At 71.7% G+C, this 25,227-nt stretch carries 21 protein-coding genes; 13 read left to right on the top strand and 8 right to left on the bottom strand.

Going from position 1 to position 25,227, the window contains the following annotated elements:
• Positions 1 to 4: 4 nt before the first annotated feature.
• Positions 5 to 1,306 (bottom strand): ferredoxin:protochlorophyllide reductase (ATP-dependent) subunit N, encoded by a 1,302-nt coding sequence (locus MKK60_RS09750; protein WP_243985364.1) that lies wholly within the window; start codon positions 1,304 to 1,306, stop codon positions 5 to 7.
• Positions 1,303 to 1,818: a 2-vinyl bacteriochlorophyllide hydratase gene (gene bchF, locus MKK60_RS09745; protein ID WP_147841440.1), complete on the bottom strand. Its 516-nt coding sequence runs from the start codon at positions 1,816 to 1,818 to the stop codon at positions 1,303 to 1,305. Before bchF ends, MKK60_RS09750 begins: the two co-directional genes overlap by 4 nt.
• Positions 1,819 to 2,096: 278 nt before the next feature.
• Here bchF and MKK60_RS09740 point away from each other — a divergent pair, with 278 nt between their 5' ends.
• The 11 genes from MKK60_RS09740 to MKK60_RS09690 all read left to right on the top strand — a co-directional run bounded on the left by MKK60_RS09740 (position 2,097) and on the right by MKK60_RS09690 (position 15,536).
• Positions 2,097 to 2,984, top strand: coding sequence for a B12-binding domain-containing protein (locus tag MKK60_RS09740; RefSeq protein WP_243933281.1), 888 nt, complete (start codon positions 2,097 to 2,099; stop codon positions 2,982 to 2,984).
• Between the two features lie 35 nt (positions 2,985 to 3,019).
• A complete protein-coding gene (gene ppsR, locus MKK60_RS09735; RefSeq protein WP_243985363.1) occupies positions 3,020 to 4,468 on the top strand; it encodes a transcriptional regulator PpsR in 1,449 nt (482 codons plus the stop codon).
• Positions 4,469 to 4,671: 203 nt separating this feature from the next.
• Entirely contained in the window at positions 4,672 to 5,553 is an 882-nt protein-coding gene (gene chlG, locus MKK60_RS09730; RefSeq protein ID WP_147728498.1) for a chlorophyll synthase ChlG, read from the top strand.
• Positions 5,553 to 6,920 carry a BCD family MFS transporter gene (locus tag MKK60_RS09725; RefSeq protein ID WP_243985362.1) on the top strand — a complete coding sequence of 456 codons (1,368 nt, stop codon included), beginning with the start codon at positions 5,553 to 5,555 and terminating at the stop codon, positions 6,918 to 6,920. Before chlG ends, MKK60_RS09725 begins: the two co-directional genes overlap by 1 nt.
• A gap of 136 nt (positions 6,921 to 7,056) precedes the next feature.
• Positions 7,057 to 8,241: a geranylgeranyl diphosphate reductase gene (locus MKK60_RS09720; protein WP_243985361.1), complete on the top strand. Its 1,185-nt coding sequence runs from the start codon at positions 7,057 to 7,059 to the stop codon at positions 8,239 to 8,241.
• 11 nt (positions 8,242 to 8,252) lie between these two features.
• Positions 8,253 to 8,720 (top strand): TspO/MBR family protein, encoded by a 468-nt coding sequence (locus MKK60_RS09715; RefSeq protein ID WP_147728829.1) that lies wholly within the window; start codon positions 8,253 to 8,255, stop codon positions 8,718 to 8,720.
• The gene (locus MKK60_RS09710) at positions 8,720 to 9,076 is read left to right on the top strand and encodes a hypothetical protein (RefSeq protein ID WP_243932079.1); all 357 of its coding nucleotides are present in this window, start codon (positions 8,720 to 8,722) and stop codon (positions 9,074 to 9,076) included. The genes MKK60_RS09715 and MKK60_RS09710 overlap by 1 nt, the downstream gene beginning before the upstream one ends.
• A gap of 42 nt (positions 9,077 to 9,118) precedes the next feature.
• Entirely contained in the window at positions 9,119 to 10,708 is a 1,590-nt protein-coding gene (locus MKK60_RS09705) for a c-type cytochrome (protein ID WP_147841444.1), read from the top strand.
• A gap of 124 nt (positions 10,709 to 10,832) precedes the next feature.
• A complete protein-coding gene (locus MKK60_RS09700) occupies positions 10,833 to 12,227 on the top strand; it encodes a dihydrolipoyl dehydrogenase (RefSeq protein ID WP_243985357.1) in 1,395 nt (464 codons plus the stop codon).
• Between the two features lie 115 nt (positions 12,228 to 12,342).
• A complete protein-coding gene (locus MKK60_RS09695; RefSeq protein ID WP_243985355.1) occupies positions 12,343 to 14,952 on the top strand; it encodes a histidine kinase dimerization/phosphoacceptor domain -containing protein in 2,610 nt (869 codons plus the stop codon).
• The gene (locus tag MKK60_RS09690) at positions 14,949 to 15,536 is read left to right on the top strand and encodes a biliverdin-producing heme oxygenase (protein ID WP_147841447.1); all 588 of its coding nucleotides are present in this window, start codon (positions 14,949 to 14,951) and stop codon (positions 15,534 to 15,536) included. The genes MKK60_RS09695 and MKK60_RS09690 overlap by 4 nt, the downstream gene beginning before the upstream one ends.
• A gap of 13 nt (positions 15,537 to 15,549) precedes the next feature.
• On the opposite strand, the gene gmk is transcribed toward MKK60_RS09690, so the two are convergent.
• From gmk to mutM, 5 genes are all read right to left on the bottom strand, one after another.
• Positions 15,550 to 16,221 carry a guanylate kinase gene (gene gmk, locus MKK60_RS09685; protein WP_147728705.1) on the bottom strand — a complete coding sequence of 224 codons (672 nt, stop codon included), beginning with the start codon at positions 16,219 to 16,221 and terminating at the stop codon, positions 15,550 to 15,552.
• Positions 16,222 to 16,266: 45 nt separating this feature from the next.
• Positions 16,267 to 17,130, bottom strand: coding sequence for a YicC/YloC family endoribonuclease (locus tag MKK60_RS09680; protein ID WP_243985352.1), 864 nt, complete (start codon positions 17,128 to 17,130; stop codon positions 16,267 to 16,269).
• Between the two features lie 63 nt (positions 17,131 to 17,193).
• On the bottom strand, positions 17,194 to 17,544 hold the full coding sequence (locus MKK60_RS09675; RefSeq protein WP_243985350.1) for a VOC family protein: 351 nt from the start codon (positions 17,542 to 17,544) through the stop codon (positions 17,194 to 17,196).
• 49 nt (positions 17,545 to 17,593) lie between these two features.
• Entirely contained in the window at positions 17,594 to 18,976 is a 1,383-nt protein-coding gene (gene mltG / locus MKK60_RS09670) for an endolytic transglycosylase MltG (RefSeq protein ID WP_243985348.1), read from the bottom strand.
• A gap of 173 nt (positions 18,977 to 19,149) precedes the next feature.
• Positions 19,150 to 20,076, bottom strand: a complete 927-nt coding sequence (gene mutM, locus MKK60_RS09665; protein WP_243985340.1) for a bifunctional DNA-formamidopyrimidine glycosylase/DNA-(apurinic or apyrimidinic site) lyase — start codon at positions 20,074 to 20,076, stop codon at positions 19,150 to 19,152.
• Between the two features lie 206 nt (positions 20,077 to 20,282).
• On the opposite strand from mutM, the gene ubiE reads away from it, so the two are divergent.
• Together ubiE and ubiB are read left to right on the top strand one after the other, a co-directional pair.
• A complete protein-coding gene (gene ubiE / locus MKK60_RS09660) occupies positions 20,283 to 21,077 on the top strand; it encodes a bifunctional demethylmenaquinone methyltransferase/2-methoxy-6-polyprenyl-1,4-benzoquinol methylase UbiE (protein ID WP_147729355.1) in 795 nt (264 codons plus the stop codon).
• Positions 21,078 to 21,102: 25 nt separating this feature from the next.
• Entirely contained in the window at positions 21,103 to 22,659 is a 1,557-nt protein-coding gene (ubiB, locus tag MKK60_RS09655; RefSeq protein WP_243985334.1) for a 2-polyprenylphenol 6-hydroxylase, read from the top strand.
• A gap of 37 nt (positions 22,660 to 22,696) precedes the next feature.
• Here the strand turns inward: ubiB and MKK60_RS28445 are convergent, their stop codons facing one another.
• Complete coding sequence (locus tag MKK60_RS28445) at positions 22,697 to 25,090, bottom strand: EAL domain-containing protein (protein ID WP_279604045.1); 2,394 nt, start codon at positions 25,088 to 25,090, stop codon at positions 22,697 to 22,699.
• Positions 25,091 to 25,227: the final 137 nt, after the last annotated feature.

Raw genomic sequence — 25,227 nt, 5'->3', positions numbered from 1 at the left:
CGCCTCAGACCTCCAGCCGGGTGCGGCGGACGAGCGGGCGGGCGAACAGCTCGGCGAGGTCGCCGGCTTGGTCGTAGCCCTGGATCGGCGTGAACAGCAACTCGATCGACCACTTGGTCGCGAGCCCTTCCGCCTCCAGCGGGTTGGCGAGGCCGAGGCCGCAGACCGTCAGGTCGGGCCTCTCGGCCCGGGCCCGGTCCATCTGCGCGTCGAGGCTCTGGCCCTCGACGATGTCCGTGCCGTCGGGCAGCAGGGCGAGGTCTTCCGCGAGGTGCCCGCGGTGCAGGTAGGGCGTCCCGACCTCGCACAGGCCCATGCCCAATTCCCGCGACAGGAACCGGGCGAGCGGCACCTCGAGCTGCGAATCGGGGAAGAAGAACACCCACTTGCCGGCAAGCGTCTCGCGGTGGTGATCGAGCGCGCGGGCGGCGCGGGCCCGGCCCGGCGCGGTCGCCGCCTCGAAGCGGCCCTCAGGCACCCCCCACGCGTCGGCCGCGGCCCTGAGCCAGCGCGTCGTGCCCTCCACGCCGAGCGGGAACGGGGCCGACAGGCGCTTGGCGCCGCGGGCCTCCAGGGCTTTGGCGGTGTCGGTCAGGAACGGCTGCGCCAGCAGGAACGTCGTGTTCGGGCCGACGGCCGGCAGCGCGCCGGCCCGGCGCGCCGGCAGGAACGCGACGTTCGCGATGCCGAGCTCGGAGAACAGCCGAAGGAACTGGTCTTCGACCACGTCGGCGAGCGCGCCCGCCACCAGCAGCGACGGGGCGGCGTCGGGCGCTTCCCGCGGCATCTCGGGCACCAGGGCCGCGAGGCAGGCATCCTCGCCCTGCGTGAACGTGGTCTCGATGCCGCTGCCGGAATAGCTCAGCACCCGCACGTCCGGCGAGAAGGTGGTCGAGAGCCGCTGCGCCGCGCGGCCGAGATCGAGCTTGATCACCTCGGAGGGGCACGAGCCGACCAGGAACAGCAGCCGGATGTCGGGGCGGCGCTCGATCAGGCGGCGCACCACCCGGTCGAGCTCCTCGTTCATGTCGGCGATGCCGGCGAGGTCCCGCTCGTCGATGATCGCGGTGGCGAAGCGCGGCTCGGCGAAGATCATCACCCCGGCGGCCGACTGGATCAGGTGGGCGCAGGTGCGCGAGCCGACGACGAGGAAGAACGCGTCCTGGATCTTGCGGTGCAGCCAGACGATGCCGGTCAGCCCGCAGAACACCGCGCGCTGGCCACGCTCCTGCCGGATCGCCACGTCGCCGCAGCCGGGTTCGGCGGTGGCTGCGACGGTCCTCGGCGGGAGGAAGGGCGCGTTCATCGCGCCACCATCGCGGTGCCGGCGACGGGGCGCGGACGCCGTGGCGCCTGCAGCCGCGCCGCCCGCAGCTTCAGCAGGAATTGCGTCGCGTTGACCGCGTAGGAGGCGTAGGCCGCGAGCGCGAGCCACATGAGGCCGGCCGTGCCGAGGAGCCCGAAGCCGAGGGCGCCGAGATAGGCGGTGTGCAGGGCCAGCACGAGCATGCTGACCACGTCTTCCCAGTAGAAGGCCGGGGCGAACAGGTATCGCCCGAACACCGCCTTCTCCCAGATCGAGCCGGTGACCATGATCGCGTAGAGCAGGAAGGTCTTGGCCAGCACCGAGAGGTTGGCCGCGGCCTCGCCCTCCCCGGTGGACAGCGTCCGCAGGACCAGCCCCAGGCTGACGAGGAACACGAGGAATTGAAGCGGGGCCAGAAGGCCCTGGACCAGGGTCCAGCGGGTCGCGTCGCGCCGGGCGCGCTCGGCCGACGTGTAGAGTGGTGGTCGTGCCGTCCGGTCGCTGGGACCCATAGCCTCACCCCATCCCTGCTGCGGCGGGCCGCCTCTCGGGAGGGCGGCTTGGGGGAAGCCTAGAAACCGTGCCAAAAAGTGTCAATCTCGCTTTACGTCAAAACCGTATGACAATGACGTGGAAGCATTCTTATTCGATTCGACCATTGCCAAGCCGCCTCGAAAGCGTATCGTCTAGGTCAAGTCGTCCCGGAGAGGGCGACGGCGCGGGGAATCCTAACCCCGGCCAAGCTATATTTTGAATACAATTAAGCCGTCAGCGACATTGGAGTTGGCCAATGGATGACTTGAGGCGCTCCGAGGGGCGAAACGCCATCCTAGCGCTCGCTCGCGAGATGGCGTCAGCCTGCGAGATCGACCAGCAGGCGCCGCCGCGCCGGCAGCAATTGTCCGATCGCTGGCACGGTCACCTCTCCCGCGTGGTCGAGGCCGAGATCATCCCCCGCCTGATGCTCGCACACCGGATGGAGGCGTCGACGCGCGGCCCGGGGCCGAGAAAGCCGACCGCCGAGGACATCGAGGCCTTCGCCTCCCTCGTGCTGGCGCCGGCCGGCGAGGTGGTGGAGGCGCGCATCGCCGCGCTCGTCGACGACGGCCTCGCCCTCGACAGCCTGCTCCTCGACCTCCTGGCGCCGACCGCGCGGCACCTCGGCGTGCTCTGGGAGGAGGACCTCTGCGACTTCGCCGAGCTGACGATCGCGATGGGCCGCCTGCAGCGGATCATGCACGACCTCGCGCGCCGCTACGGCGGCGAAACAGGAGGGCACCGGGACGGGCACAGCATCCTCCTGAGCCTTTGTCCCGGCGAGACCCACATGTTCGGGCTGTCGATGATCGAGCAGTTCTTTCGCGACGCGGGCTGGGACGTCACGAGCACGGCGCTCGCGCCGGTGGGCGAGATCCTGAACCAGGCACGGACCGCCTGGTTCGATGTGATCGGCCTGTCGCTCGGCTGCGAGGTGCTTCTGCCGACCCTGACCAAGACCGTCCACGAGCTGCGCCGGGTCTCGTTCAATCCCGGCGTGCGCATCCTCGTCGGCGGCCCGATCTTCGTCGACAATCCGGGGCATATCGAGCGCGTGGGTGCTGATGCCACGGCCACGGATGCGCGTCGTGCTGTGGCCGCCGCCGAGTTCATGCTTGATCTCAGGGCGGGAGCCTGCTGAAAGACCCGATCGACGACTTCACGAAGCGGTGAGACTTGACCAGCTTGGCCACCCACGCTGCGCAGAACCCCTCCGCAGCCCTGAGCAAGACCCTGTCGGCCCTCGGGGGAGAGGCGGCGGGCCTTCTCGTCGCGGCCGCGACCGACCTGTCCCTGGTGGTGGATGCCGACGGCATCATCCGCGACGCGGCCTTCGCCGCCCCGGACCTCGCGGGCCAGGGCTGCGACACGTGGCTCGGCCGGCGCTGGATCGACACCGTCACCGTCGAGAGCCGCCCGAAGATCGATGCGCTGCTGCGCGACGCCGCGCCGGACGGGGTGACGCGCTGGCGGCAGGTCAACCACCCGTCCGTCTCCGGCGACGACCTGCCGATCCGCTACGCCGCGATGCGCCTCGGCACGGACGGCTCGATCATCGCGATCGGCCGCAACCTGCTCGCCATGGCCTCGCTCCAGCGCAAGCTCGTCGAGACGCAGCAGGCGCTGGAGCGCGACTATCTCCGCCTGCGCGGCGCCGAGACCCGCTACCGCATGCTGTTCCAGCTCGGCAGCGAGCCGGTGCTCGTGGTCGACGCGGCCACGCGCCGGGTCACCGAGGTCAACCCCGCCGCGGTCCGGCTCCTCGGGCGCACCGAGAAGCGGATCCTCGGGCTGGACGTGGTCGAGCTGTTCGAGGCGGCGAGCGGGCGCGAGATCGAGCTGCTGTTCTCCGGCCTGCGCGCCACCGGTAAGGCCGAGGATCTCGAGACCCGGCTCGCCGGAAGCCGCGGGCAGGCGCGGATCTCGGCATCGCTGTTCCGGCAAGGCAGCTCGGCGAGCGCGCTGCTGCGGCTGACCGATTCCGCGATCGGCGACGCCGCGTCGCCCGAGCGGCGCGGCCCGCTCCTCGACGTCATCGAGGGCATTCCCGAAGGGTTCGTCGTCACCGACCTGTCGCGGCGGATCCTCACCGCCAACGGGGCCTTCCTCGACCTCGCCCAGGTCGCGACCGTGGAGCAGGCGCGCGGCGAGCTGATCGACCGCTGGATCGGCCGCGAGGAGACCGAGGCCGCGACCCTGTTCGCGACGCTGGCCGAGCACGGCTCGGTCCGCCACTTCGCCACCGGCCTGCGCGGCCTTCTCGGATCCGTCGAGGAGGTCGAGATCGCCGCCGTCGCCGTGCCGAACGCCCGCCCGCCCTGCCTCGGCTTCACCATTCGCGGCACGCCGCGCCGTGCGGTCGCGACGGCGGTGTCGGGCGGGCACGAGCTGCCGCGCTCGGTCGAGCAGATGACCGAGCTGGTCGGCCGCGTCTCGATGAAGAACCTCGTGCGCGAGACCACCGACCTGATCGAGCGTCTCTGTATCGAGGCGGCCCTGCGGATCACCCGCGACAACCGGGCCTCGGCCGCCGAGATGCTCGGGCTCAGTCGCCAGGGCCTCTACGCGAAGTTGCGCCGCTACGGCATCGGCGATCTCGACGGGCCCGACTATCCCGACGCCTGAGCGCGATCCGCTCGGCCTGCCTGCACCCGCGAATCGCGACGTCCGCCGCCGGAACGATCGTGAATGGACCGTCAGTCGGCATTCGACCTCGCCCGCTTGGTTTCAGCTAGGCACTAGTTTTACCTTCGTGTGTCCAAGATTTCGATCATCTGTCGTGTCATCTCTGCTTGACACTTCGTAGGGCGAGATCCTAGCCTCGCACCATGGCGACACCGGCTCCCAGCGCACTCGTCGAACTGCTCAAGCCGATCACGTGGTTCGCGCCGATGTGGGCCTTCGCCTGCGGCGTGGTCTCGTCGGGGCAATCCACCCACGGGCAATGGCCGGTGATCATGGCCGGCGTCGTGCTCGCCGGGCCGCTGGTCTGCGCCACCAGCCAGGCGGTCAACGACTGGTACGATCGCCACGTCGACGCGATCAACGAGCCGAACCGCCCGATCCCGTCCGGCCGCATGCCCGGCCGCTGGGGGCTCTACGTCGCCGGGGCCTGGACCGGGCTTTCGCTCCTCGTCGCCGCCGCGCTCGGGCCCTGGATCCTCGGCGCGGCGATCTTCGGCCTCGTCCTGGCATGGCTCTACAGCGCGCCGCCGATGCGCCTGAAGAGCAACGGTTGGTGGGGCAATTCCGCCGTGGCGATCTGCTACGAGGGACTGCCGTGGTTCACCGGCGCCGCCGTGATGGCCGCCACCGTGCCCGACCGCCGCGTCCTGATCGTCGCGGCGCTGTACTCGATCGGCGCCCACGGGATCATGACCTTGAACGACTTCAAGTCGGTGGAGGGCGACACCCTCACCGGCATCCGCTCGCTGCCGGTCCAGCTCGGCATCCCCGGGGCCGCCCGCTTCGCCTGCCTCGTGATGACCGTGCCGCAGGTGGCCGTGATCGCGTTCCTCTACGGCTGGAGCCGGGGGTGGCACGCCGCGATCGTTGCGCTGCTGCTCGTCGGGCAGATCGCGCTGATGCGCCGGCTGCTCGCCGCGCCGCGGGCGAAGGCCGCCTGGTACAACGGCACCGGCACCACCCTCTACGTGCTCGGCATGCTGGTTTCCGCCTTCGCGCTCCGCCCGCTCGTGGGAGCCCCGTGATGGCCGCGCCCGCCTCATCGTCATTCACATCTTCGTTCTCTTGGGCGCAGATCGTCCGTCTCGGCCTCGTCCATACCGCGCTGGGCTCCGTCGTCGTGCTGATGACCTCGACCATCAACCGGGTGATGGTGGTGGAGCTGGCGCTGCCCGCCATCGTCCCGGGCGCGCTGGTCGCTTTGCACTACGCGGTGCAGGTGCTGCGTCCGCGCTGGGGCTACGGCTCGGATGTCGGCGGCCGCCGCACGCCGTGGATCGTCGGCGGCATGGCCGCCCTGGCGCTCGGCGGCTTCCTCGCCGCGGCGGCGACGGCGCTCGCCGAGACGAACCTCGCCGCCGGCCTTTCGCTCGCGATCCTCGCCTTCTTCTCCGTCGGCATCGGCGCGGGCGCGGCGGGAACCTCGCTCCTCGTCCTGCTCGCCACCGGCGTCGAGGATCGGCGCCGGGGTGCCGCTGCCACCATCGTCTGGGTGATGATGATCGCCGGCTTCGCGGTCACGGCGCCGCTGGCCGGGCACTTCCTCGATCCGTTCTCCGGCGCGCGCCTGGTCGCGGTCTCCGGCACCGTCTCGCTCGCGGCGTTCGTCCTCGCGTGCCTGGCCGTGCGCGGGGTCGAGCCAACCGTCGCGCCGGTGCGATCGGAGACCGCCGGCTCTGCGAAGGCGCCGTTCCGGGCGGTGCTCGCCAAGGTCTGGTCCGAGCCGGCCTCGCGCCGCTTCACCGTGTTCATCTTCGTGGCGATGCTGGCCTACAGCGCCCAGGAGCTGATCCTCGAGCCGTTCGCCGGCCTCGTCTTCGCGATGACGCCGGGCACCACCACCAAGCTCGCCGGCCTCCAGCACGGCGGCGTGCTCGCCGGGATGCTGCTGGTCGCGGGTCTCACCATGGGCGTCGGCGGACCCTGGCTCGGCTCGCTCAAGCTCTGGACGGCCTTGGGCTGCGCCGGCTCCGGCGCGATGCTCGTCGGGATCGCGGCCGGCGGCCTCGTCGGGCCGGAGTTTCCCTTACGCGCCGTGGTCTTCGGCCTCGGCCTGTTCAACGGCGTCTTCGCGGTCGCCGCGATCGGCTCGATGATGGGGCTCGCGGGCGCCGGCGGCGAGGCCGAGCGCGGCACGCGCATGGGCGTGTGGGGCGCGGCGCAGGGCGTGGCCTTCGGCGCCGGCGGCTTCCTCGGCACCGTCGCGGTCGACCTCGCCCGCCTCGTCACCCCGGAAGCCGTCCACGCCTACGCCGCCGTCTTCCTGGCGGAGGCGCTGCTGTTCGTGCTCGCCACCCTGATCGCGCTGCGGATCGAGCATGCGGGCGCCACCCGCGTGCCGCGCGCGCAACGCCGGGCGGCGCTCGATCTCAGGTTCGAGCCGCGGTTCTAGGGCGTCTTCAAGCGAGGTGGATGCCGGCTCGCGTGAAGGACATCCGACCCGACGACGAGAGAGCGTTTTTTTGATCCGGCGATCTGTGAAGACGCTCCAAGCGCCGCCCGCCGAAACCAACGCCAGGGAGCACAGCATGTCCGAAGCCCCCGAATTCTTCGATTGCGTCGTGGTCGGCGGCGGTCCCGCCGGCGCGACGGCGGCGACCGACCTGGCGCGGATGGGCCGCAGCGTGCTGCTCCTCGACAAGCCGGGGCGGATCAAGCCCTGCGGCGGCGCGATCCCCCCGCGGGCGATCCGCGATTTCGCCATCCCCGACGCGCAGATCGTCGCCCGCATCAAGCTCGCGCGGATGATCGCGCCCTCTGACACGGCCGTCGACATGCTGGTCGGCGACGGCTTCGTCGGCATGGTCGACCGCGAGCATTTCGATCCGTGGTTGCGCGACCGGGCCTCGCTCGCCGGCGCCGACCACCGCCCCGGCACCTACGAACGCATCGTCCGCGACGGTGCCGGCACCACGGTGCATTACCGCGTCGGCGACGCGGCGCGCACGGTGCGGACCAAGCTGGTGATCGGTGCCGACGGGGCCTCGTCCCCGGTCGGCCGGGCCGAGATCCCGGGCCATGCCGGGATGCGCCAGGTCTTCGCCTACCACGAGATCGTCCGGCCGCCGGCCGACGGCAGCGGAGCCTACGCGGCCACGCGCTGCGACGTGTTCTACCAGGGCAAGCACTCGCCCGATTTCTACGCCTGGATCTTCCCGCACGGCGAGACGATCAGCATCGGCACCGGCTCGGCGCGGAAGGGCTTCTCGCTCCGCACCGCGATCCGCAACCTGCGCGAGTCGACGGGGCTGGCGGCGGGCGAGACGGTCCGCCGCGAGGGTGCGCCCCTGCCGCTCAAGCCGCTGAGGAAGTGGGACAACGGCCGCGACGTCCTGCTCACGGGGGATGCCGCCGGCATCGTCGCCCCCGCATCCGGCGAGGGCATCTACTACGCGATGCTCGGCGGCCGGCTCGCCGCCGACGCGGCCGACGCGTTCCTCAGGACGGGCGATGCCCGCGCCCTCGCCCAGGCCCGCCGCCGCTTCATGAAGCTGCACGGGCGGGTGTTCCTGATCCTGCGGATCATGCAGGCGGTCTGGTACCGCAACGACGCCCTGCGCGAGCGCTTCGTCTCGATCTGCCGCGACAAGGACGTGCAGCAGCTCACCTGGGAAAGCTACATGAACAAGGAGCTGGTGCGGAAGAAGCCGATGGCGCACGTGAAGATCTTCTTCAAGGACATGGCGCACCTGTTCCGCTGGGTTTCGCCTTGAGCGAGGTCTGAATGCCGGCGGCGATCGCCACCCTGTCCGCGCTCGTGGTGGCCCTGGCCGGCGGCGTGCTGACCACCACCGGCCCGTGGTACCGCGCCCTGCGCAACCCGGCCTGGAAGCCGCCGGACTGGGCGTTCGGCCCGGTCTGGGCGACGATCTTCGCGCTCTGCGTCGTCTCCGCCGTGATCGCCTGGAGCGAGGCCGACGAGCCGCAGCGCGTCGTGCTGCTCGCGGCCTACGCCGTGAATGCCGTGCTCAACATCGCCTGGAGCGCGCTGTTCTTCCGCGCCGAGCGGCCGGACTGGGCATTCTTCGAGCTCGTCCTGCTCTGGCTCTCGGTGGCGGCGCTGATCGCCGTCACGCTGCCGGTCTCGGGCGTCGCGGCAGTGCTGCTGGCGCCCTACCTCCTCTGGGTGACGATCGCCGGCTTCCTCAACCGCGCCATCGTGCGGCTCAACGGCCCGTTCGGAGCCGCGTGATGGCGGAGTGGTTCGCGACCGGCCGGATCGTCGACGCGATCCTCGTTCTCGTCGCCGCCGAGGCCGCGATCCTGCTCGCGTTCCGGTGGCGGACGGGTCGCGGGCCGGCGCCGGTGCCGCTCCTGTGCAACCTCGTCTCCGGGGCGGCGCTGATGCTGGCCGTGCGTGCGGCCCTGGTCCAGTCGCCCTGGCCGGTCGTCGCCGGCTGGATGCTGGTCTCGCTCGGCGCCCATCTCGGGGACCTCGTGCCGCGCCTGCGCAACCCGGCCGGCCTGACGCTTGGTCGCACCGGCGCCCCTGGCGTGCCAGGAACTTCCGACGCGGCGGCCGCGTTCAACGCGCGGCCGCGAAGCTGAATTATTATGCTTCTCACCTGCCACAACCGGAGATTAGGCATCATGCGTGGCTTCCTCGCTCTGGCCGCGACCTCCGGTTTTCTGCTGGGTTCCAGCCTGCCGATCGCGGCCTTCGCGCAGGAGGCTGCCGGGGGCGCGAGCCAGGATCTGGTGAAGCGCGGCGAGTATCTCGTCACCGCCGGCGATTGCGTCGCCTGCCATACCGGCCCGAGCGGCAAGCGGCTGGCCGGCAACTACGTCCTCAACACGCCGATCGGAAAGATCCGCACCCCCAACCTGACGCCCGACGACGAGACCGGCCTCGGCAAGTGGACGGAAGCGGACTTCGTCAAGGCGATGCACGAGGGCATCGACAACGAGGGGCACTACCTCTACCCGGCCTTCCCCTTCGCCTGGTACACCAAGGTGACGACCGACGACGTCAAGGCGATCTGGGCCTACCTGCGCTCGCTCGAGCCGGTGAAGGAGCCGCGCAAGGACAGCGAGATCCCGTTCCCGTTCAACATCCGCACCGCCCTGATCACCTGGCGTACCGCCTTCTTCACGCCGGGCGAGTGGAAGCCCGATCCGAACGCCACCGCCGAGGTCAACCGCGGCGGCTACCTCGTCGAGGGGCTCGGCCACTGCGGCATGTGCCACAACGAGAATAAGATTGTCGGCAACAGCAGCCTCGCGGGCAAGCTCGGCGGTGGCGTGATCGACGGCTGGTACGCCCCGAACATCACCCCCGACGGCCACCAGGGCATCGGCGCCTGGACCGAGGAGCAGGTGGTGACCTACCTCAAGACCGGCACCGCCCCGGGCGACAAGCCCGGCGTCGCCGCCGGGCCGATGCGCCAGACCATCGAGGAATCGCTCTCGAAGATGACGGACGCCGACCTCAAGGCCATGGTCGCGTATCTCCGGACCTACCAGGCCAAGCAGACCTACAAGTCCAAGGACCTGCAGGCCTACGACACCACCGGCGCGCCGGGCGCGGGCGTCTACCTCAGCTACTGCTCGTCCTGCCACCAGCCCGACGGCAAGGGCGTCGAGGGTGCGATCCCGGCGCTCGCCGGCAACACCTCGGTCCAGTCGGCCGGCCCGGAGACGGTGCTGCGCGTGATCTACGGCGGGCTCGGCGCGCAGAGCGGCTACGCGCCGATGACCGCGATCGGCCAGGGCATGACCGACCAGCAGGTCGCCGACGTCACCGACTACATCCGCAACTCCTGGGGCAACAGCGCTCCCGTCCTGAAGTCCGGCGTCGCCGCCGACGCGCGCAAGGCGACGAGCACCATGCTCGCCGGCAATGCGCCCTGCGCCGAGATCGAGCAGCCGGACGTGGCCAAGGCCGTGGCCGACGCCGGTGCCGCGGAACAGCTGAAGGGCCTCAAGCAGGAGGACTTCATCCCGCGCATCGATGCGCTCCTGCCGAAGATCAAGTCGGCGCTCCCCGCAGGACGGGACGACGACATCGTCAACGGGCTGACCACGGCATTCTGCAAGGCCGCCAAGCCGGAGACCGACGACGTGAAGCTGCCCTGGCACGCGACAATCGGCAGCTTCAGCAACCTCGTCTACAGCCAGCTCAAGCACCCCGAGCGGCAGGCCAGCACGATGCCGGCTCCGGCGATGCCGAAGCCGAACTGAGCCACGGGCAACCGGTCGCGGGCGGCCTGACGAACCAGCGCGCGATTGGCGCGTTGGCCGGCCGCGCCGACGAGGGGGATGTCGCGGTGTCGCTCGATTCCGCAATCCCGGTCTTTTCAAAACCATGACGCATCAGACCTGTGACGTGGCCGTCATCGGGGCCGGCACGGCGGGGATCGCCGCGTTCCGTGCCGCCGAGGCGGCGGGCGCCGACGCCGTGCTGATCGAGCGCGGCCCCGGCGGCACCACCTGCGCACGCGTCGGCTGCATGCCTTCGAAGCTGCTCGTCGCGGCCGCGGCGGCGGCCCACGACGCGCGCCGCGCCAGCCTGTTCGGCGTCGCGGTGTCGGGCGTATCGATCGACGGCCCCGCGGTGATGGCGCGTGTGCGGGCCGAGCGCGACCGCTTCGTCGCCGGGGTGCGCGACGGGCTCGACGCGATCCCGTCGGCCAAGCGGCTCGCCGGCGAGGCGCGGTTCCTCGACGCCCGGACGCTCGCGCTCGGCGACGACCGCCGCGTCGCGTTTCGGGCGGCGGTGATCGCCACGGGATCGAGCCCGAGCATCCCGAAGCCGCTCGCGCCGCTGGGCGACGCCGTCCTGACCACCGACACCGTGTTCGAGCTTCCCGACCTTCCGGCGTCGCTGGCGGTGATCGGCGGAGGGCCCGTCGGCATCGAGATCGCCCAGGCGATGGCGCGCCTCGGCGTGCGCGTCGACCTCTTCGACACCGGGTCGGGCCTGGCCGGCCTGAGCGAACCCGGCCTTCGGAAGGACGCGGCCGCGATCTTCTCCGACGAGATGGCCTTGCATCTCGGGTCCGAACTCGTCTCGGCCGAGCCCGTCGACGGCGGAGCGCAGCTGACCTGGGCGGAGGCCGACGGCACCCGTCGCACCGGCACCTTCGCCCGCGTGCTCGCAGCCGCCGGCCGCCCGCCCAACGTCCGAGGCCTCGACCTCGCGCAGGCCGGGCTTCGTCTCGACGAGAAGGGCATGCCGGCCTTCGACGCCCGGACCCTGCTCTGTGCGGGGGCGCCCGTGCTGATCGCGGGCGACGCCAACGCGGTGCGACCGGTCCTGCACGAGGCGAGCCGCCAGGGCGGGATCGCCGGGCGGAACGCGGCGGCCCTCGCCGCGGGCCGAGCCCTCGCGGCGCCGGAGCCCTGGCCGGCGCTCGCCATGGTGTTCACCCACCCGCAGGCGGCGAGCATCGGTGCGCCGTTCGATCCCGAGGCGGGCGACGGGCGCGTGGTCGGCGGGATGTCGTTCGACAACCAGGGCCGGGCGCGGGTCGAGGGCGTCAACCGGGGCGGCATCCGGCTCTGGGCGGATCGGGACGGGCGCCTGCTCGGCGGCGAAATGCTCGGGCCGTCCTGCGAGCACCTCGCCCATCTCGTGGCGCACGCGATCGGCGACGGACGGACCGTCGACGACCTTCTGGCGCGGCCGATCTACCATCCCACCGTCGAAGAGGGACTTGCGAGCGCATTGTCCGATCTTATACAACCGCTGAAGGGATGATCGCCGGACGCCGGACGGTCGTGACCGATCCTTCATCTTGCCGCATCGCGGATACCATTGCGCCCGCCCGTCCCACGGGTCATACCGGGCCGCAAATGACGCGGTCCCATTCCTGATGTCCACGATCGTTGCCGCGGGCAATGCGATCGACCTCGACGCCCTGACGGCGGAAGAGCGCGATGGCCTCGATATCGGGGTGATCGGGCTCGACGCCGCCGGGACGATCGTGTCGTTCAGCGAGGGAGCGAGCGCGCTCTCGGGCCTCGCCAGCGCCGCCGTGATCGGCCGCAACTACTTCCGCGAGGTGGTGCCGAGCACCAACGTCCCCGGGTTCTTCGGCCGCTTCCTCGCGGGCACCCGCCGCGGGCACCTCGACGAGAGCTTCGACTTCGTGTTCGGGCGCATGCCGCAGCCCCTGCGCGCCCGCGTGCGGATGCGGAGCGGCAAAGGTGTCACCTGGCTCACGATCACCCCGGTGGAGACCCTCGGCGCGGGCCAGTCGCGCGAGGCGGTGATGGCCGCCATCGGCCGCCGCGTCCGGGCCGAGCCGGTCGATCCCCAGCTCTGCGAGCGCGAGCCGATCCACATCCCGGGCTCGATCCAGCCGAACGCGGTGATGCTGGCGGCCGATGCCGGCACGCTCGAGATCCTGGCCCACAGCACCAACGTCCGCGACGTGCTCAGCCGCGCGCCGGAGCGGATCGCCGGCCTGCCCCTGGCCGAGGTCCTGCCGACCGCCTTCGTCGAGACGATCCGCCAGCGCCTCGCCAGCGCCACCCTCGACGACGGGCGCTCGATCCGCCGCACGATCAAGCTCGCGGGCGACGACCATGCCAGCTACTACGCCATCGTCCACGCCCATTCCGGCCGGGTCATCGTCGAGCTGGAGCTCGAGCCCGAGCATCCCGAGGACTTCCGGGTCGCGACCCAGACCGATTCGGAACTCGCCGTCACCCGCCTCCGGGCCGCCGAGACGCTGAGCGGGGCCGCCCGCATCGCCGCGCTCGAGGTCCGGGCGCTCACCGGCTTCGAGTGCGTGCTGGTCTACCGCTTCGACGCGGACTGGAACGGCGAGGCGATCGCCGAGGACAAGGTGCCGGATTGGTCGCGCGCCCTGCTCGGGCTGCGGTTCCCGGCCTCCGACATCCCGGCCCAGGCGCGCGCGCTCTACACCAAGGCCAAGAGCCGCTTCGTGATCGATCGCGATTCGGTGCCCGTGCCCCTGGTCGCGGCGCCGGCGGCCGGCAACGGCCCGATCGACCTCACCTTCGCGCAGCACCGCACGCTCTCGCCGATCCACCTTGAGTACCAGCGCAACCTCGGCGTGAACGGCTCGATGTCGATCTCGATCATGGTCGAGGGGCGGCTGTGGGGCCTGATGATCGGCCATCACCGCCACCCGCACTACGTCGCGCCCGAGACCCGCGCCGCCGCGACCGTGCTCACCGACGCCTTTGCCATGCGCGTGCAGGAGATCGAGGCGCGCCGGCTCTGGACCGAGCGCAAGGCCCATCTCGACACCGAAGGACGCCTGGTCCGCGGCCTGACCCGGTCGGACGACTTCGTCGCGGCGCTGACCGGCGGCTCGACCACCCTCCTCGACCTGTTCGGGTCGACCGGCGCGGCGATCGTCTCCGGCGCGCGCGCGACCCTGATCGGCACGACGCCCCCGGACGAGGCCGTCCGCGCGATCGGCGACTGGCTGAAGGAGATCCTGGCGCCGGGCGAGACCACCTATGCCAGCGCCAACTTCTCCGCACAGTGTCCCGCCGCCGCCCCGCACCGCGAGATCGCGAGCGGCGTGCTCGCCGCGTTCGTCGACGAATCCCGCGAGAACCTGCTGCTCTGGTTCCGCCCGGAGGTGTCGAGCACGGTGACGTGGAGCGGCGATCCGCGGAAACCGGTGCTCGCCGGCAACGGGCCCGTCGCGGTGCTGCCGCGGCGCTCGTTCGAGCGCTGGGTCGAGGAGCGCACGGGCTTCGCCAGCCCCTGGGCCGACTGGCAGGTGTCGCTGGCCGGCTCCCTCGCCCACGCGGTGGAGGGCGTCGTCCTGCGCCAGCGCCGCAAGATCGACGAGCTCACCGGCCTCCTCGCCGAGAAGGAGCGCCTGCTCGCCCAGAAGGATCTCCTGACCCGCGAGATCGACCACCGGGTGAAGAACTCGTTGCAGATCGTCTCGGCCTTCCTGCAGATGCAGCGGCGTCAGGTCTCCGATCCGGCCGCCCGGCAGGCCTTCGCCGACACCTCCGCCCGGGTGATGAGCGTCGCCCGCGTCCACGACAGCCTGTATCAGGCGGAGAACGTCGAGGAGGTCGACCTCGGCCAGACCATCGAGGCGCTCTGCACCGACCTCGCCGGCATGGCGGGCGGCGGCCATGCCGTCGACCTCATCGCCGAGCCCGGCCTGATGGTGCCCTACCGCAAGGCGGTGGCGCTCTCGCTGATCGCCACCGAGCTCGTCACCAACGCCTTCAAGTACGCCGCCAAGCCCGAGGGCGTCGGCCGCGTGGCGGTCACCGTTTCGGGCCACGGCCCCGGCAGCGTGCGGCTGCGCGTCTGCGACGACGGCGAGGGCCTGCCCGAGGGCTGGTCGGAGACCAAGCCCCGCGCCAACGGCACCGGCGTCGGGCTCGGGATGAAGCTGATCCGGGCGATGCTCGACCAGATCAACGCCCGCCTCGACGTCGACAACGCGCCCGGCGCCTGCTTCACGATCACGGCGTGAGCCTGCACCAGCGGCTGCGCGCCGCAACCGCCTCGTCGCATCAGGGTCTCGAGGACGCGCTCGACTGGCGGGCGCGCGTCGCGACGCTGCCCGGGTATCGCGCCCTGCTCGCCCGCTTCCATGGATTCCATGCGGCCTACGAGCCGGCGATCGGGCTTGCGCTCGCCGACGAGGCGTTCTGGGGCCCGCGCCGGCGCTTCGCCGCGCTGGCGGCGGACCTCGCCCATCTCGGGATGCCGGACGCCGAGATCGCCACCCTGCCCCGGCCTTCGGCCGTGACGTTCGCGGACGAAGCCGCGGCGATGGGGGCGCTCTACGTGCTCGAAGGCTCCACGCTCGGCGGCCAGGTCATCGGCCGGCACATCGGCGCGGTGCACGGGCTGACGCAGGCGGGCCTCGCCTATTACCGCGCCCATGGCCGGCAGACCGGCGTGATGTGGAACGCCTTCCGCGCGCGGCTCGATCGCCTGTCGGGCGATCCGGAGGCGGAGGCGGCCGCCCTGGCGACCGGCACCGCGACGTTCGACGCGCTTCGGATCTGGCTGTGCGCGCCGGATTCGTCCGCCGCGTGCGGGGCCGGCTGAGGCGCAGGCCGCCTCAGCCCTCGCGATCCCGCCCGAGCAGCCCGTCGACGAAGGCTTCGAGGCCGATCCGCCGCGTGCGCTTGAGGCGCTCGGCGGCCAGGATGCCGCGCAGGGCGTCGAAGGCGTTCTGCAGGTCGTCGTTGACGATGACGTAGTCGTACTCGCTCCAGCGCTGGATCTCGACGCGGGCGTTGGCGAGCCGCTTCTCGATGGTCTCCGGGCTGTCCTCGGCGCGGCGCTCCAGGCGGTGGCGCAGCTCCTCCAGGCTCGGCGGCAGGATGAACACCGTCACCACGTCGTCGGCGAGCTTGGAGCGGACCTGGCGGGTGCCCTGGTAGTCGATGTCGAAGATCATGTCCCGGCCGGCGCTGAGCACCTTCTCCACCGGGCGGCGCGGCGTGCCGTAGAAGTTTCCGTGGACCTCGGCCCATTCGAGCAGGTCGTCGCGGCTGCGCAGGTCGTCGAAGGCCTCGCGCGCGATGAAATGGTAGTGGCGCCCGGCGATCTCGGACGGGCGCCGGGCGCGGGTCGTCACCGAGATCGACAGGTCGAGACCCCAGCCGCCGTCATCGGCAATGGCGCGCGTCAGGGTGGTCTTGCCGGCGCCCGACGGCGAGGACAGGATCAGGATCAGCCCGCGGCGGGCGATCGAGTCCGAGACCGATGGGGAGGGGGCGTCCGTCATCCGCGTGCCCCGGCCGTGTCTCGCGCGCCCATCGCCTCAGTCCCGCTACTCGACGTTCTGAACCTGCTCGCGGAATTGCTCCACCACGGCCTTCAAGTCGAGTCCGATTCGCGACAGCGCCACGTCGTTGGCCTTGGCGCACAGGGTGTTGGCCTCGCGCCCGAGCTCCTGGGCCAGGAAATCGAGGCGCCGCCCGATCGCGCCGCCCGCCGCCAGGAGCTCGGACACCGCTTCGAGGTGGGCGCGCAGGCGGTCGAGCTCCTCGCGGACGTCGGCCTTGGCCGCCATCATCACCGCCTCCTGATGCAGGCGCTCGGGATCGAGGCCGCCGGCGTCCAGCAGGCCCGCGACGGAGGCCGCGAGACGGGCGCGGATCGCCTCGGGCTTGCGCGCCGGGCAATCCTCCGCAGCCTGCGTCAGCACGCCCATCCGCGCGACCTGCGCCGCGACGATCTCCGCGAGCGCCCGGCCCTCGGCGCGGCGCGCCTCGATGAGGTCGGCCACCAGCCGCACGACGCCCTCCGCGAGGTCGCGCGCCAGCGCGTCCGGCTCGGTGGCGGCCTCGTCCTCGGCCTCGACGACGCCGCGGATCGACAGCAGCCCGTCCATCGTCGCGGGCGCGATCCCCTCCGGCACCGGCACGCGGGCGACGGCCTCGGCGAGCCGCGCCAGCAACGCCTCGTCGATCCGCACCCGCGCCTTGCTCTCCGGCTTCGTCAGGTTGAGCGAGAGCTGGCACTGGCCGCGGGCGAGCGTCTTCTGCAGGGCGGTGCGCGCGACCTCGCCGACGGAATCGTATCCGTTCGGCACCCGGAGCCGCACGTCGAGCCCGCGGCCGTTGACGCTGCGGACCTCCCAGGCCCACTGCACCGGCCCGGTGGTGCCGGCGGCCCGGGCGAACCCGGTCATGCTCGCGATCATGGTCTTGCGATGCCCTGCGTTGCGGCGCCGAGGTTTCGTCGTGCGGGACGCCTACACGAAGGCGTTGACCTCTACCGTGAACCCGCCCGGCGCCTGGAAATAGAACGTCACCCGCCCGTGCTCCTCGCGCGGGGTCTCCGGGGCGAAGCCGCCTTCGGTCAGCCGTGCGTGGATCGCGTGGACCTGCTCCACCCGCTCCTGGATGAAGCCGATGTGGAAGATCTTGGGGTAGGTCGCATCCTTCACGCGGAACAGGCTGAGGATGCCGCCGCCGTCGTCGGCGAGGAAGGCCATCTTGTCGTTGACCAGCATCGCGGTGCGGCGCAGCCCGAAATAGGTCTCCAACATCGCGACCGTGGCCGGGACCTCGGTGACGCCGAGGTTGACGTGGTTCAGGTGCATCGGCTCGTCCTGATGGCGCGTGCGAGCGGCGCCGCAGCGCCGGGGACGATCACGGTTGCTTCAGCACCGGCACGGTCTTGGGCGAGCCGAGGTCGTAGGTCTTGTTCTTCAGCGGATCGAGCTTGGTGCCCTCCGAGGCGTCGAAGGCCTTCGGCCGCGGCCCGCCCGCCCCGACGGTCGCCCCGTCCAGCGCGTAGGCGTTCGTCGGCGGGGCGAAGGCCGAGGCCCGGTTCGGCACCGCGGCGGGATCGGCGGCCGGCTCGGCCTTGTCGACGCCGGCGGCATCCGGCGTCGTGGCCAGGCGGGCCTTCTCGACCTGGCGCCAGCGCGCGACGTTCTTCTGGTGGCCGTCGAGGCTCTCGGCGAAGGCGTGCCCGCCGGTGCCGTCGGCGACGAAGAACAGGTCCTTGGTCCGCGACGGATTGGCGACCGCCTCCAGGGCGGCGCGGCCGGGATTGGCGATCGGGCCGGGCGGCAGGCCCTCGATCACGTAGGTGTTGTAGGGCGTCGCCCGGTCGATCTCGGACCGCTGGATGCCGCGCCCGAGGGTGCCGCGCCCGCCGACCAGCCCGTAGACGATGGTCGGGTCCGATTGCAGCTTCATCCGCTTGTTCAGGCGGTTGACGAACACGCCGGCCACCCGCGGCCGCTCGTCGGCGCGCCCGGTCTCCTTCTCGACGATCGAGGCCAGCGTCACCATCTCGGCCGGCGTCCGCACCGGCACGTCGGCGCTGCGGCGCAGCCAGATGTCGTTGAGGACCTTGCGCTGCTTCTCGCGCATCAGGTTGACGATCTGCTGACGGCTCGCGCCGCGCTCGAACTTGTAGGTGTCGGGCAGCAGCGAGCCCTCGGGCGGGATCTCGCCGACCTCGCCGGTGAGCACGTCGTTCTCGTTGAGGCGCATCACGATCTGCTCGGAGGTGAGCCCCTCGGGGAAGGTGATCGCGTGCTGGACCTGCCGGCCCGTGGTCACGGTGTCGATCGCATCGCTGATGCTGGCATGGGCCTTGAAGGTGTACTCGCCGGCCTTCAGCGGCGGGCGCCCGCCGAAGCGGGCGGCGAACTCGAACAGCCCGACATGGTCGATCACGCCCTCGCGCTTCAGGATCTCGGCGATCTCGCCGGTGCCGCTGCGGGACGGGATCACGACCACCTTGTCGGCGGCGAGCGGGCCGGGCTCCTGCACCTGCCGCTGGAACAGCGTCAGCCCGAGCATCACGGCGATGGCGATCACCACCGCGAAGGTGAGCAACCCGCTGATGGTGGCGAGGAGCCCGCCGCGGCGGCGCTCGGGCCGCTCGGGCGGCGGCGGGGCCGCGGTCGGCTTGATCGCCTCGTTCGGCGAGCGGGGGGAGAGGCGCTGCGGCTGGGCCGGCTCGTCGAAGGTGAGCGGCTGCGGCGGCACGTGCGTCTGGCGTCGACGGAAGAACATCGGGATCCTGCTCGGGCTCGCGCCGGCGACGAGGGCGGTGCCGGGCGCGCATGCGCGACGGGGCGGCGATCACGAAGGATCGCCGCAGGGTACCGGAAACTACGCCGGTTTGTGGCGAAATTGCCGTTGCGCGCTGCACGCGCCCCGGCTGGTCGACAGACAGGCCGATCTGGTCAGCGCGGTTTCAGGGGCGTCGGCGCGATCCGCGTCCCAGAAGGCTGGCAGGTCGCGCAGAAGAAGGTCGAGCGGCCGGATTGCACGATCCGGCCGACGGTCCCGCCGCAGCCCTTGGTGCGGCAGGCCTCGCCGACCCGGTCGTAGACGCGGAACGCCTGCTGGAAGGCGCCCGACGTGCCGTCGGTGTGGGCGTAGTCGCGCAGCGTCGAGCCGCCGGCGGCGACCGCCTCGGTGAGCACCTCGCCGATCACCCTGGCCAGCAACCGGGCCTTCGGCGTCGGCGCGCCGTCGGCCTTTGCCAGCGTGCCCGCGGCGGCCTCGGGATGGAGGCCGGCCCGGTGCAGAGCCTCGCAGACGTAGATGTTGCCCAGGCCCGCGATCAGGCGCTGGTCGAGGAGCGCGGCCTTCAGCGGCGTGATCTTGTGGCGAAAGAGCCGCGCGATGGTCTCGGCCGTCAGATCCGCGCTCAGGGGCTCGATGCCCATGCCGGCGAAGTGCCGGCACGCGGCGAGCGTGTCGGTGGGCACGAGGTCCATGAAGCCGAAGCGGCGGGCGTCGTTGTAGGTGACGGTGGCGCCGTTCCCCATCGCCATCACCACGTGGTCGTGCTTGGGCGTGCCGAGCGCCCCGTCGAGGTAGAAGTCGCCGGGCGACGTGTTGCTGCCGTCGGGCATCGCCACGTCGAAGCGGCCGCTCATGCCGAGATGCATGATCAGCGTCTCGCCCGAATCGAGGCCGGCCGTGAGGTACTTCGCCCGCCGCGCGAGGCCGGTGACCCGGCGGCCCTCCAGGCGCGCGCAGAAGCGCTCGGGGAACGGGAAGCGCAGGTTCGGCCGGCGCAGGGTGACGCGGCTGAAGGTGGCCCCGACCATCGCCGGCGCGAGGCCGCGCCGCACCGTCTCGACCTCTGGAAGCTCGGGCATCGTCCTGTGGCCGTCCCTCGGCAAATCGGATGGTGGAAGGCGGATCGTGGAGGCCGGGTATCGGCCCGGGCCGCCGCCGCCGCAATCCCGGCCGACGGGCGAGGCTTCGCCGCCCACGGCCGGCCGTCCCCACCGCGTCTTACGACGCATGGCGGATCGCGTCCGGCTTCGCTATGAGGCGCGAGGGCGCAGACGGGCAGGACTTCATGACGGTGGCGGACGAGACGACGGGCGCGCGGGACGGCACGACGGGGGCGCAGGAGACCGATTTCGGCTTCGAGCGTGTGGCCCTGGCCGAGAAGCAGGCGCGCGTCGACGACGTGTTCCGCTCGGTCGCCAAGCGCTACGACCTGATGAACGACCTGATGTCCGGCGGCCTGCACCGGGCCTGGAAGGCGCAGCTCATCGCGATGCTGCGCCCGTCGCGCACGCGGCCGTTCCGCCATCTCGACGTGGCCGGCGGCACCGGCGACGTCGCCTTCCGCGTCCTCGAGGCCGGCGGCCCGCAGGCCTCGGTCACCGTGCTCGACATCAACGAGGCGATGCTGCGGGTCGGCGCCGAGCGCGCCGGGGCGCGCTTCGACGGGCGCATCGACTTCGTCACCGGCAACGCCGAGACCTTGCCCCTGCCGGACGCGACCTTCGACGCCTACACCATCGCCTTCGGCATCCGGAACGTGCCGCGGATCGAGCTGGCCCTGCAGGAGGCCCGCCGCGTACTGAAGCCCGGCGGCCGCTTCCTGTGCCTGGAATTCTCCAAGGTCGACCTGCCGGTGCTCGACAAGATCTACGACGCCTACTCCTTCCACGTGATCCCGCGGCTCGGCGCGCGGGTCGCGGGCGACGCGGAATCCTACCGCTACCTCGTGGAATCGATCCGGAAGTTCCCCTCCCCCGGGCTGTTCGCCGGGATGATCGAGCAGGCCGGCTTCCGCCACGTCACGCACCGGCCGCTCTCGGGCGGCATCGTCGCGATCCATTCCGGCTGGAAGGTCTCGTGACCGACCCGAGCCGCCGGGCGGCGCGATGATCGCCGCCGCGGTCAACCTCTTCCGCGGGGCCCATGTCGGCTTCGTGCTAGCGCGCGAGGGCGCGCTGGCGCTCGTCGACGCCTCCGAGCTGCCGCCGCACCTGCGGCTCGGGCTGCGGATCGTCCGGTTGCTGGAGCGGCCGGGCCTCGGTACCGGCGCGGCCCGGCTCTCGGCCGGCCTGACCCGGCTCGGCCCGTCCTACGTCAAGTTCGGGCAGTTCCTCGCCACCCGCCCCGACATCGTCGGGATGAGCGCGGCCCGCGACCTCGAGATGCTGCAGGACCGGGTGCCGCCCTTCCCGCAGGCGGTGGCCGTGAAGGTGGTCGAGGCCGCCTTCGGCAAGCCGATCTCCGCCCTGTTCGTCGCCTTCGGCGAGCCGGTGGCCGCGGCCTCGATCGCGCAGGTCCACAAGGCGGTGGTCCACGATGCCGACGGCACCCAGCGCACGCTCGCCGTGAAGATCATGCGGCCGGGCGTGCGCGAGCGCTTCCAGCGCGACGTGGAGGTGATGCGCCTCCTCGCGCGCATCGTCCACGTGCTGTCTCCGCAAGCCGAGCGCCTGCGCCCGCGCGACGTGGTCGAGATCCTGGCCCGCTCCGTGACCATGGAGATGGACTTCCGGCTCGAGGCCGCCGCCGCCTCGGAGCTCGCGCAGAACACCGCGGAGGACGACGATTTTCGCGTGCCGAGGCCCGAATGGGAGCTGATCGCGCGCGACGTGCTCACCTGCGAATGGATCGACGGCACCCGCCTCCACAGCGCCGCCGCGCTTCGGGAAGCCGGCCACGACCCGCACGCGATCGGGCGCACGGTGATCCAGAGCTTCCTGCGCCAGGCGATCCGCGACGGGTTCTTCCACGCGGACATGCACCAGGGGAACCTGTTCGTGGACGCCGCCGGCAAGCTCGTCGCGGTGGATTTCGGCATCATGGGCCGGCTCGGGCGCAAGGAACGGCGGTTCCTCGCCGAGATCCTGCTCGGCTTCATCATGCGCGACTACCGCCGCGTGGCGCAGGTCCACTTCGAGGCGGGCTACGTGCCGGCGCACCACTCGGTCGACGACTTCGCCCAGGCGATCCGCGCCATCGGCGAGCCGATCCACCAGCGCCGCGCCGACGAGATCTCGATGGCGAAGGTGCTGACGCTGCTGTTCGACATCACCGCCCTGTTCGACATGAGCACGCGCACCGAGCTGGTGATGCTGCAGAAGACCATGGTGGTGGTGGAAGGCGTCGCCCGCAGCCTCGATCCCAAGCTCGACATGTGGACCTCGGCCGAGCCGGTGGTCCGCAGCTGGATCACCCGCAACCTCGGCCCGGCCGGGCGCCTGGAAGGGGCGGCCCACGCCGCGCGCACCCTCACCGACATCGTCGCCGACGTGCCGGACCTCGCCCTGCGGCTCCGGCGCCTGATCGTCCATGCCGACGAGGCGGGCACGGGCGACGCACGCCGCCTGGAGCGCATCGCCCGCAACGAGCGCCGCGACGCGCTGTGGCAGACGCTGGCCCTGTGGGCGATCGCGGCGGGCGTGCTGGTGGCGGCCTTGCGATAGGCCGGGACGGCGAAGCCGCCCGCTTCGGAGCGTTCCGTCAGGCGGCGCGACCCTGTCGCGGCGCATCTGCGACGGCGGCTGCGCAGGGGGTGATCCCGTGCGTGTCGACGGGGCCCGGGCGACCGAACAGGTAGCCCTGCACCTCGGCGCACCCGGCTGCTCTCAGGAACGCGAGTTCCGCGACGGTCTCGACGCCCTCGGCGACCACCGGCAGGCCGAGCCCGCAGCCGAGCCCGAGGACGGCGCGCACGATCGCCGCCGTCTGGGCGTTGGTGTCGACGTTGCGCACGAAGGACCGGTCGATCTTGATCCGGTCGAAGGGGAACGCCCGGAGGTTGGCCAGCGACGAGTAGCCCGTCCCAAAATCGTCCATGGCGATGCCGACGCCGAGCGTCCGCAGCTGGCGCAGCGTCGCCACCGCACGGTCGAAGTTGCGGATCAGCGCGGTCTCGGTGATCTCCAGCTCCAGCCGCGCGGCCGGCAGCCCGGTCTCGACCAGAACCGCGTGCACCTGCGCGGCGAAGGCCGGATCGTGGACCTGGACCGCCGAGACGTTCACCGCCACCCGCAGGGGCGACGTCCAGGCCGCGGCCTCGCGACAGGCGGTGCGAAGCACCCACATCCCGATCGCCGAGATCGTTCCGCGCTCCTCGGCCACCGGGATGAAGACGTCGGGCGGGACGAGCCCTCGTGTCGGATGGGTCCAGCGCAGCAGGGCCTCGAAGCCGAGCAGGGCGCCGCCCGCGGCCGCGACCTGCTTCTGGTACTCGAGGTGGAACTCGCCGCGCGCCAGGGCCTGTTCGAGGTCGCGTTCCAAGGCGTGACGCTCGCGCACGGCGATGCCCATCTGGGGCTCGAAGAAGCGGTAGGTCCCCCGGCCCTCGGCCTTGGCGCGGTAGAGCGCCGTATCGGCATGGCCCATTAGGCCCTGGCGCTCCACGGCGTCCTGCGGGCACAGGGCGATGCCGATGCTGACCCCGACGATCGCGTCGGCGGGCCCGCCCGAGGCCTGCGCAGCGAGGGCCGCGAGAATGGTCTTCGCCAGGCGCTCGGCAGCGTCCGGCCCGGTCCGTCCGGCCATGAGGATGGCGAACTCGTCGCCGCCGAGGCGTGCCAGGATCTGGTCGGGGCCGAGCAGCCCGGTGACGCGGCGGGCGACCCTATTCAGCGTCGCGTCGCCGGCCGTATGGCCGAACAGGTCGTTGACCGCCTTGAACCGGTCGAGGTCGAGGCAGAGCACCGCGATCGGAACGCCGGTCGCAACTGCCGCGCCCACGGCGCGATCGAGGCGCGCGTTGAAGGCGGAGCGGTTGAGCAGGCCCGTCAGGGCATCGTGGTGGGCGAGGTACCGGATGTGCCGCTCGGCGTGCTTGCGCTGCCGGATGTCGCGGACCGCCAGGGCATGATGCGGCTTGCCCGCGAAATCGATCCGCCGAAGGATCACCTCCGCCTCGATGACCGCGCCGGCGCCGTCGCGCAGGCTCAGCTCGACCGGCTGCCCGATGACGTAGGGGAGCCGATCCCAGGTCCGGGGCTCGTCGAGGAAGGCGGTGACCGACAGGCCCGTCATCGCTTCGTGCGAGAGGCCGACGAGCCGGCTGAAGCTGATGTTGGCCGTGACGATCCGGCACCGGTCCAGGACGATCAGACCCTCGACCGCCGCGTTGGCGAGGCCGCGCATGCGCACCATCTCCGCGCGCGCGCGACGCTGCTCGCGAAGGCTGAGCGCGTAGGCCGTCGCCGTGAGGACAAACACGATGAGGCTGGCCACCGCGACGGCGCCGGCGAGCCAGCCCGGCGGCATCGCCTGGGGCGACAGGGTCGCCAGCGGGTTCTCGGTGATCGTCACCCCGGCCATGCCCACCCCGTGATGCGCGCCGATCGCCAGCGCGAGCAGGCCTGCGCTGCCGAACAGGGAGGTGAGCGAACGGGCATGCACGGCGATGGAGACGGCGACGGCGGAAAGGAGCTCACCGATCAGGATCGACGCGAACACGAAGGCCGGATCCCAGCGCAGACGTCCCGTGACCTCGAAGGCCGCCATGCCGGTGTAGTGCATCGCGGCGATGCCGAAGCCGACCACGACCCCCCCGAGCCAGGACGCCCGCGGCGTCTCGGACAGGGCGATCCGCAGGCCCAGGCCGGTGAGGCCGATCGCGAAGACCAGCGAGAGGACGGTCAACCCGGAATCGTAGGCGCTCGGGATGCTCGGCTCGAACGCCAGCATCGCGATGAAGTGGGTCGCGAAGATGCCCGACCCGCTGGAGATCGCCGCGACCACGAGCCAGGTCGATCGCACGCGGCCGCTGACGGTGCCGGCGTGGCGGAGAAGCCGGATCGCGGTCAGCGCCGCGATCGCGCAGATCACGCCCGCCAGGACGACGAGGCGGAGGTCGTGCCGGGCCGTGAAGCAACCGAGGACGGTCAACATGCGCGCAGGTCCGAAATCGCCTCGGCCGAGCCCCGGGCGGCGCGGTCCGATCCTCCGGCCTCTCCCGAACGGATGGAGCCTGTGAGACGACGACGCTGCGTGGTGCGACCTTGGGGCGGTTCGAGTAGCAGGTTGCG

It is taken from the genome of Methylobacterium sp. J-092, assembly GCF_022829325.1.
Lineage (GTDB): Bacteria > Pseudomonadota > Alphaproteobacteria > Rhizobiales > Beijerinckiaceae > Methylobacterium.
This window is presented reverse-complemented; position numbering and strand designations above follow the sequence as displayed.

What these genes read in the sequence shown, in the direction of transcription:
- MKK60_RS09750 (WP_243985364.1), bottom strand. Translation starts at nt 1,306, where the DNA reads ATGAACGCGCCCTTCCTCCCGCCGAGGACCGTCGCAGCCACCGCCGAA.
- bchF (WP_147841440.1), bottom strand. Translation starts at nt 1,818, where the DNA reads ATGGGTCCCAGCGACCGGACGGCACGACCACCACTCTACACGTCGGCC.
- MKK60_RS09740 (WP_243933281.1), top strand. Translation starts at nt 2,097, where the DNA reads ATGGATGACTTGAGGCGCTCCGAGGGGCGAAACGCCATCCTAGCGCTC.
- chlG (WP_147728498.1), top strand. Translation starts at nt 4,672, where the DNA reads ATGGCGACACCGGCTCCCAGCGCACTCGTCGAACTGCTCAAGCCGATC.
- MKK60_RS09725 (WP_243985362.1), top strand. Translation starts at nt 5,553, where the DNA reads ATGGCCGCGCCCGCCTCATCGTCATTCACATCTTCGTTCTCTTGGGCG.
- MKK60_RS09720 (WP_243985361.1), top strand. Translation starts at nt 7,057, where the DNA reads ATGTCCGAAGCCCCCGAATTCTTCGATTGCGTCGTGGTCGGCGGCGGT.
- MKK60_RS09715 (WP_147728829.1), top strand. Translation starts at nt 8,253, where the DNA reads ATGCCGGCGGCGATCGCCACCCTGTCCGCGCTCGTGGTGGCCCTGGCC.
- MKK60_RS09710 (WP_243932079.1), top strand. Translation starts at nt 8,720, where the DNA reads ATGGCGGAGTGGTTCGCGACCGGCCGGATCGTCGACGCGATCCTCGTT.
- MKK60_RS09705 (WP_147841444.1), top strand. Translation starts at nt 9,119, where the DNA reads ATGCGTGGCTTCCTCGCTCTGGCCGCGACCTCCGGTTTTCTGCTGGGT.
- MKK60_RS09700 (WP_243985357.1), top strand. Translation starts at nt 10,833, where the DNA reads ATGACGCATCAGACCTGTGACGTGGCCGTCATCGGGGCCGGCACGGCG.
- MKK60_RS09695 (WP_243985355.1), top strand. Translation starts at nt 12,343, where the DNA reads ATGTCCACGATCGTTGCCGCGGGCAATGCGATCGACCTCGACGCCCTG.
- gmk (WP_147728705.1), bottom strand. Translation starts at nt 16,221, where the DNA reads ATGACGGACGCCCCCTCCCCATCGGTCTCGGACTCGATCGCCCGCCGC.
- MKK60_RS09680 (WP_243985352.1), bottom strand. Translation starts at nt 17,130, where the DNA reads ATGACCGGGTTCGCCCGGGCCGCCGGCACCACCGGGCCGGTGCAGTGG.
- MKK60_RS09675 (WP_243985350.1), bottom strand. Translation starts at nt 17,544, where the DNA reads ATGCACCTGAACCACGTCAACCTCGGCGTCACCGAGGTCCCGGCCACG.
- mltG (WP_243985348.1), bottom strand. Translation starts at nt 18,976, where the DNA reads ATGTTCTTCCGTCGACGCCAGACGCACGTGCCGCCGCAGCCGCTCACC.
- mutM (WP_243985340.1), bottom strand. Translation starts at nt 20,076, where the DNA reads ATGCCCGAGCTTCCAGAGGTCGAGACGGTGCGGCGCGGCCTCGCGCCG.
- ubiE (WP_147729355.1), top strand. Translation starts at nt 20,283, where the DNA reads ATGACGGTGGCGGACGAGACGACGGGCGCGCGGGACGGCACGACGGGG.
- ubiB (WP_243985334.1), top strand. Translation starts at nt 21,103, where the DNA reads ATGATCGCCGCCGCGGTCAACCTCTTCCGCGGGGCCCATGTCGGCTTC.
- MKK60_RS28445 (WP_279604045.1), bottom strand. Translation starts at nt 25,090, where the DNA reads ATGTTGACCGTCCTCGGTTGCTTCACGGCCCGGCACGACCTCCGCCTC.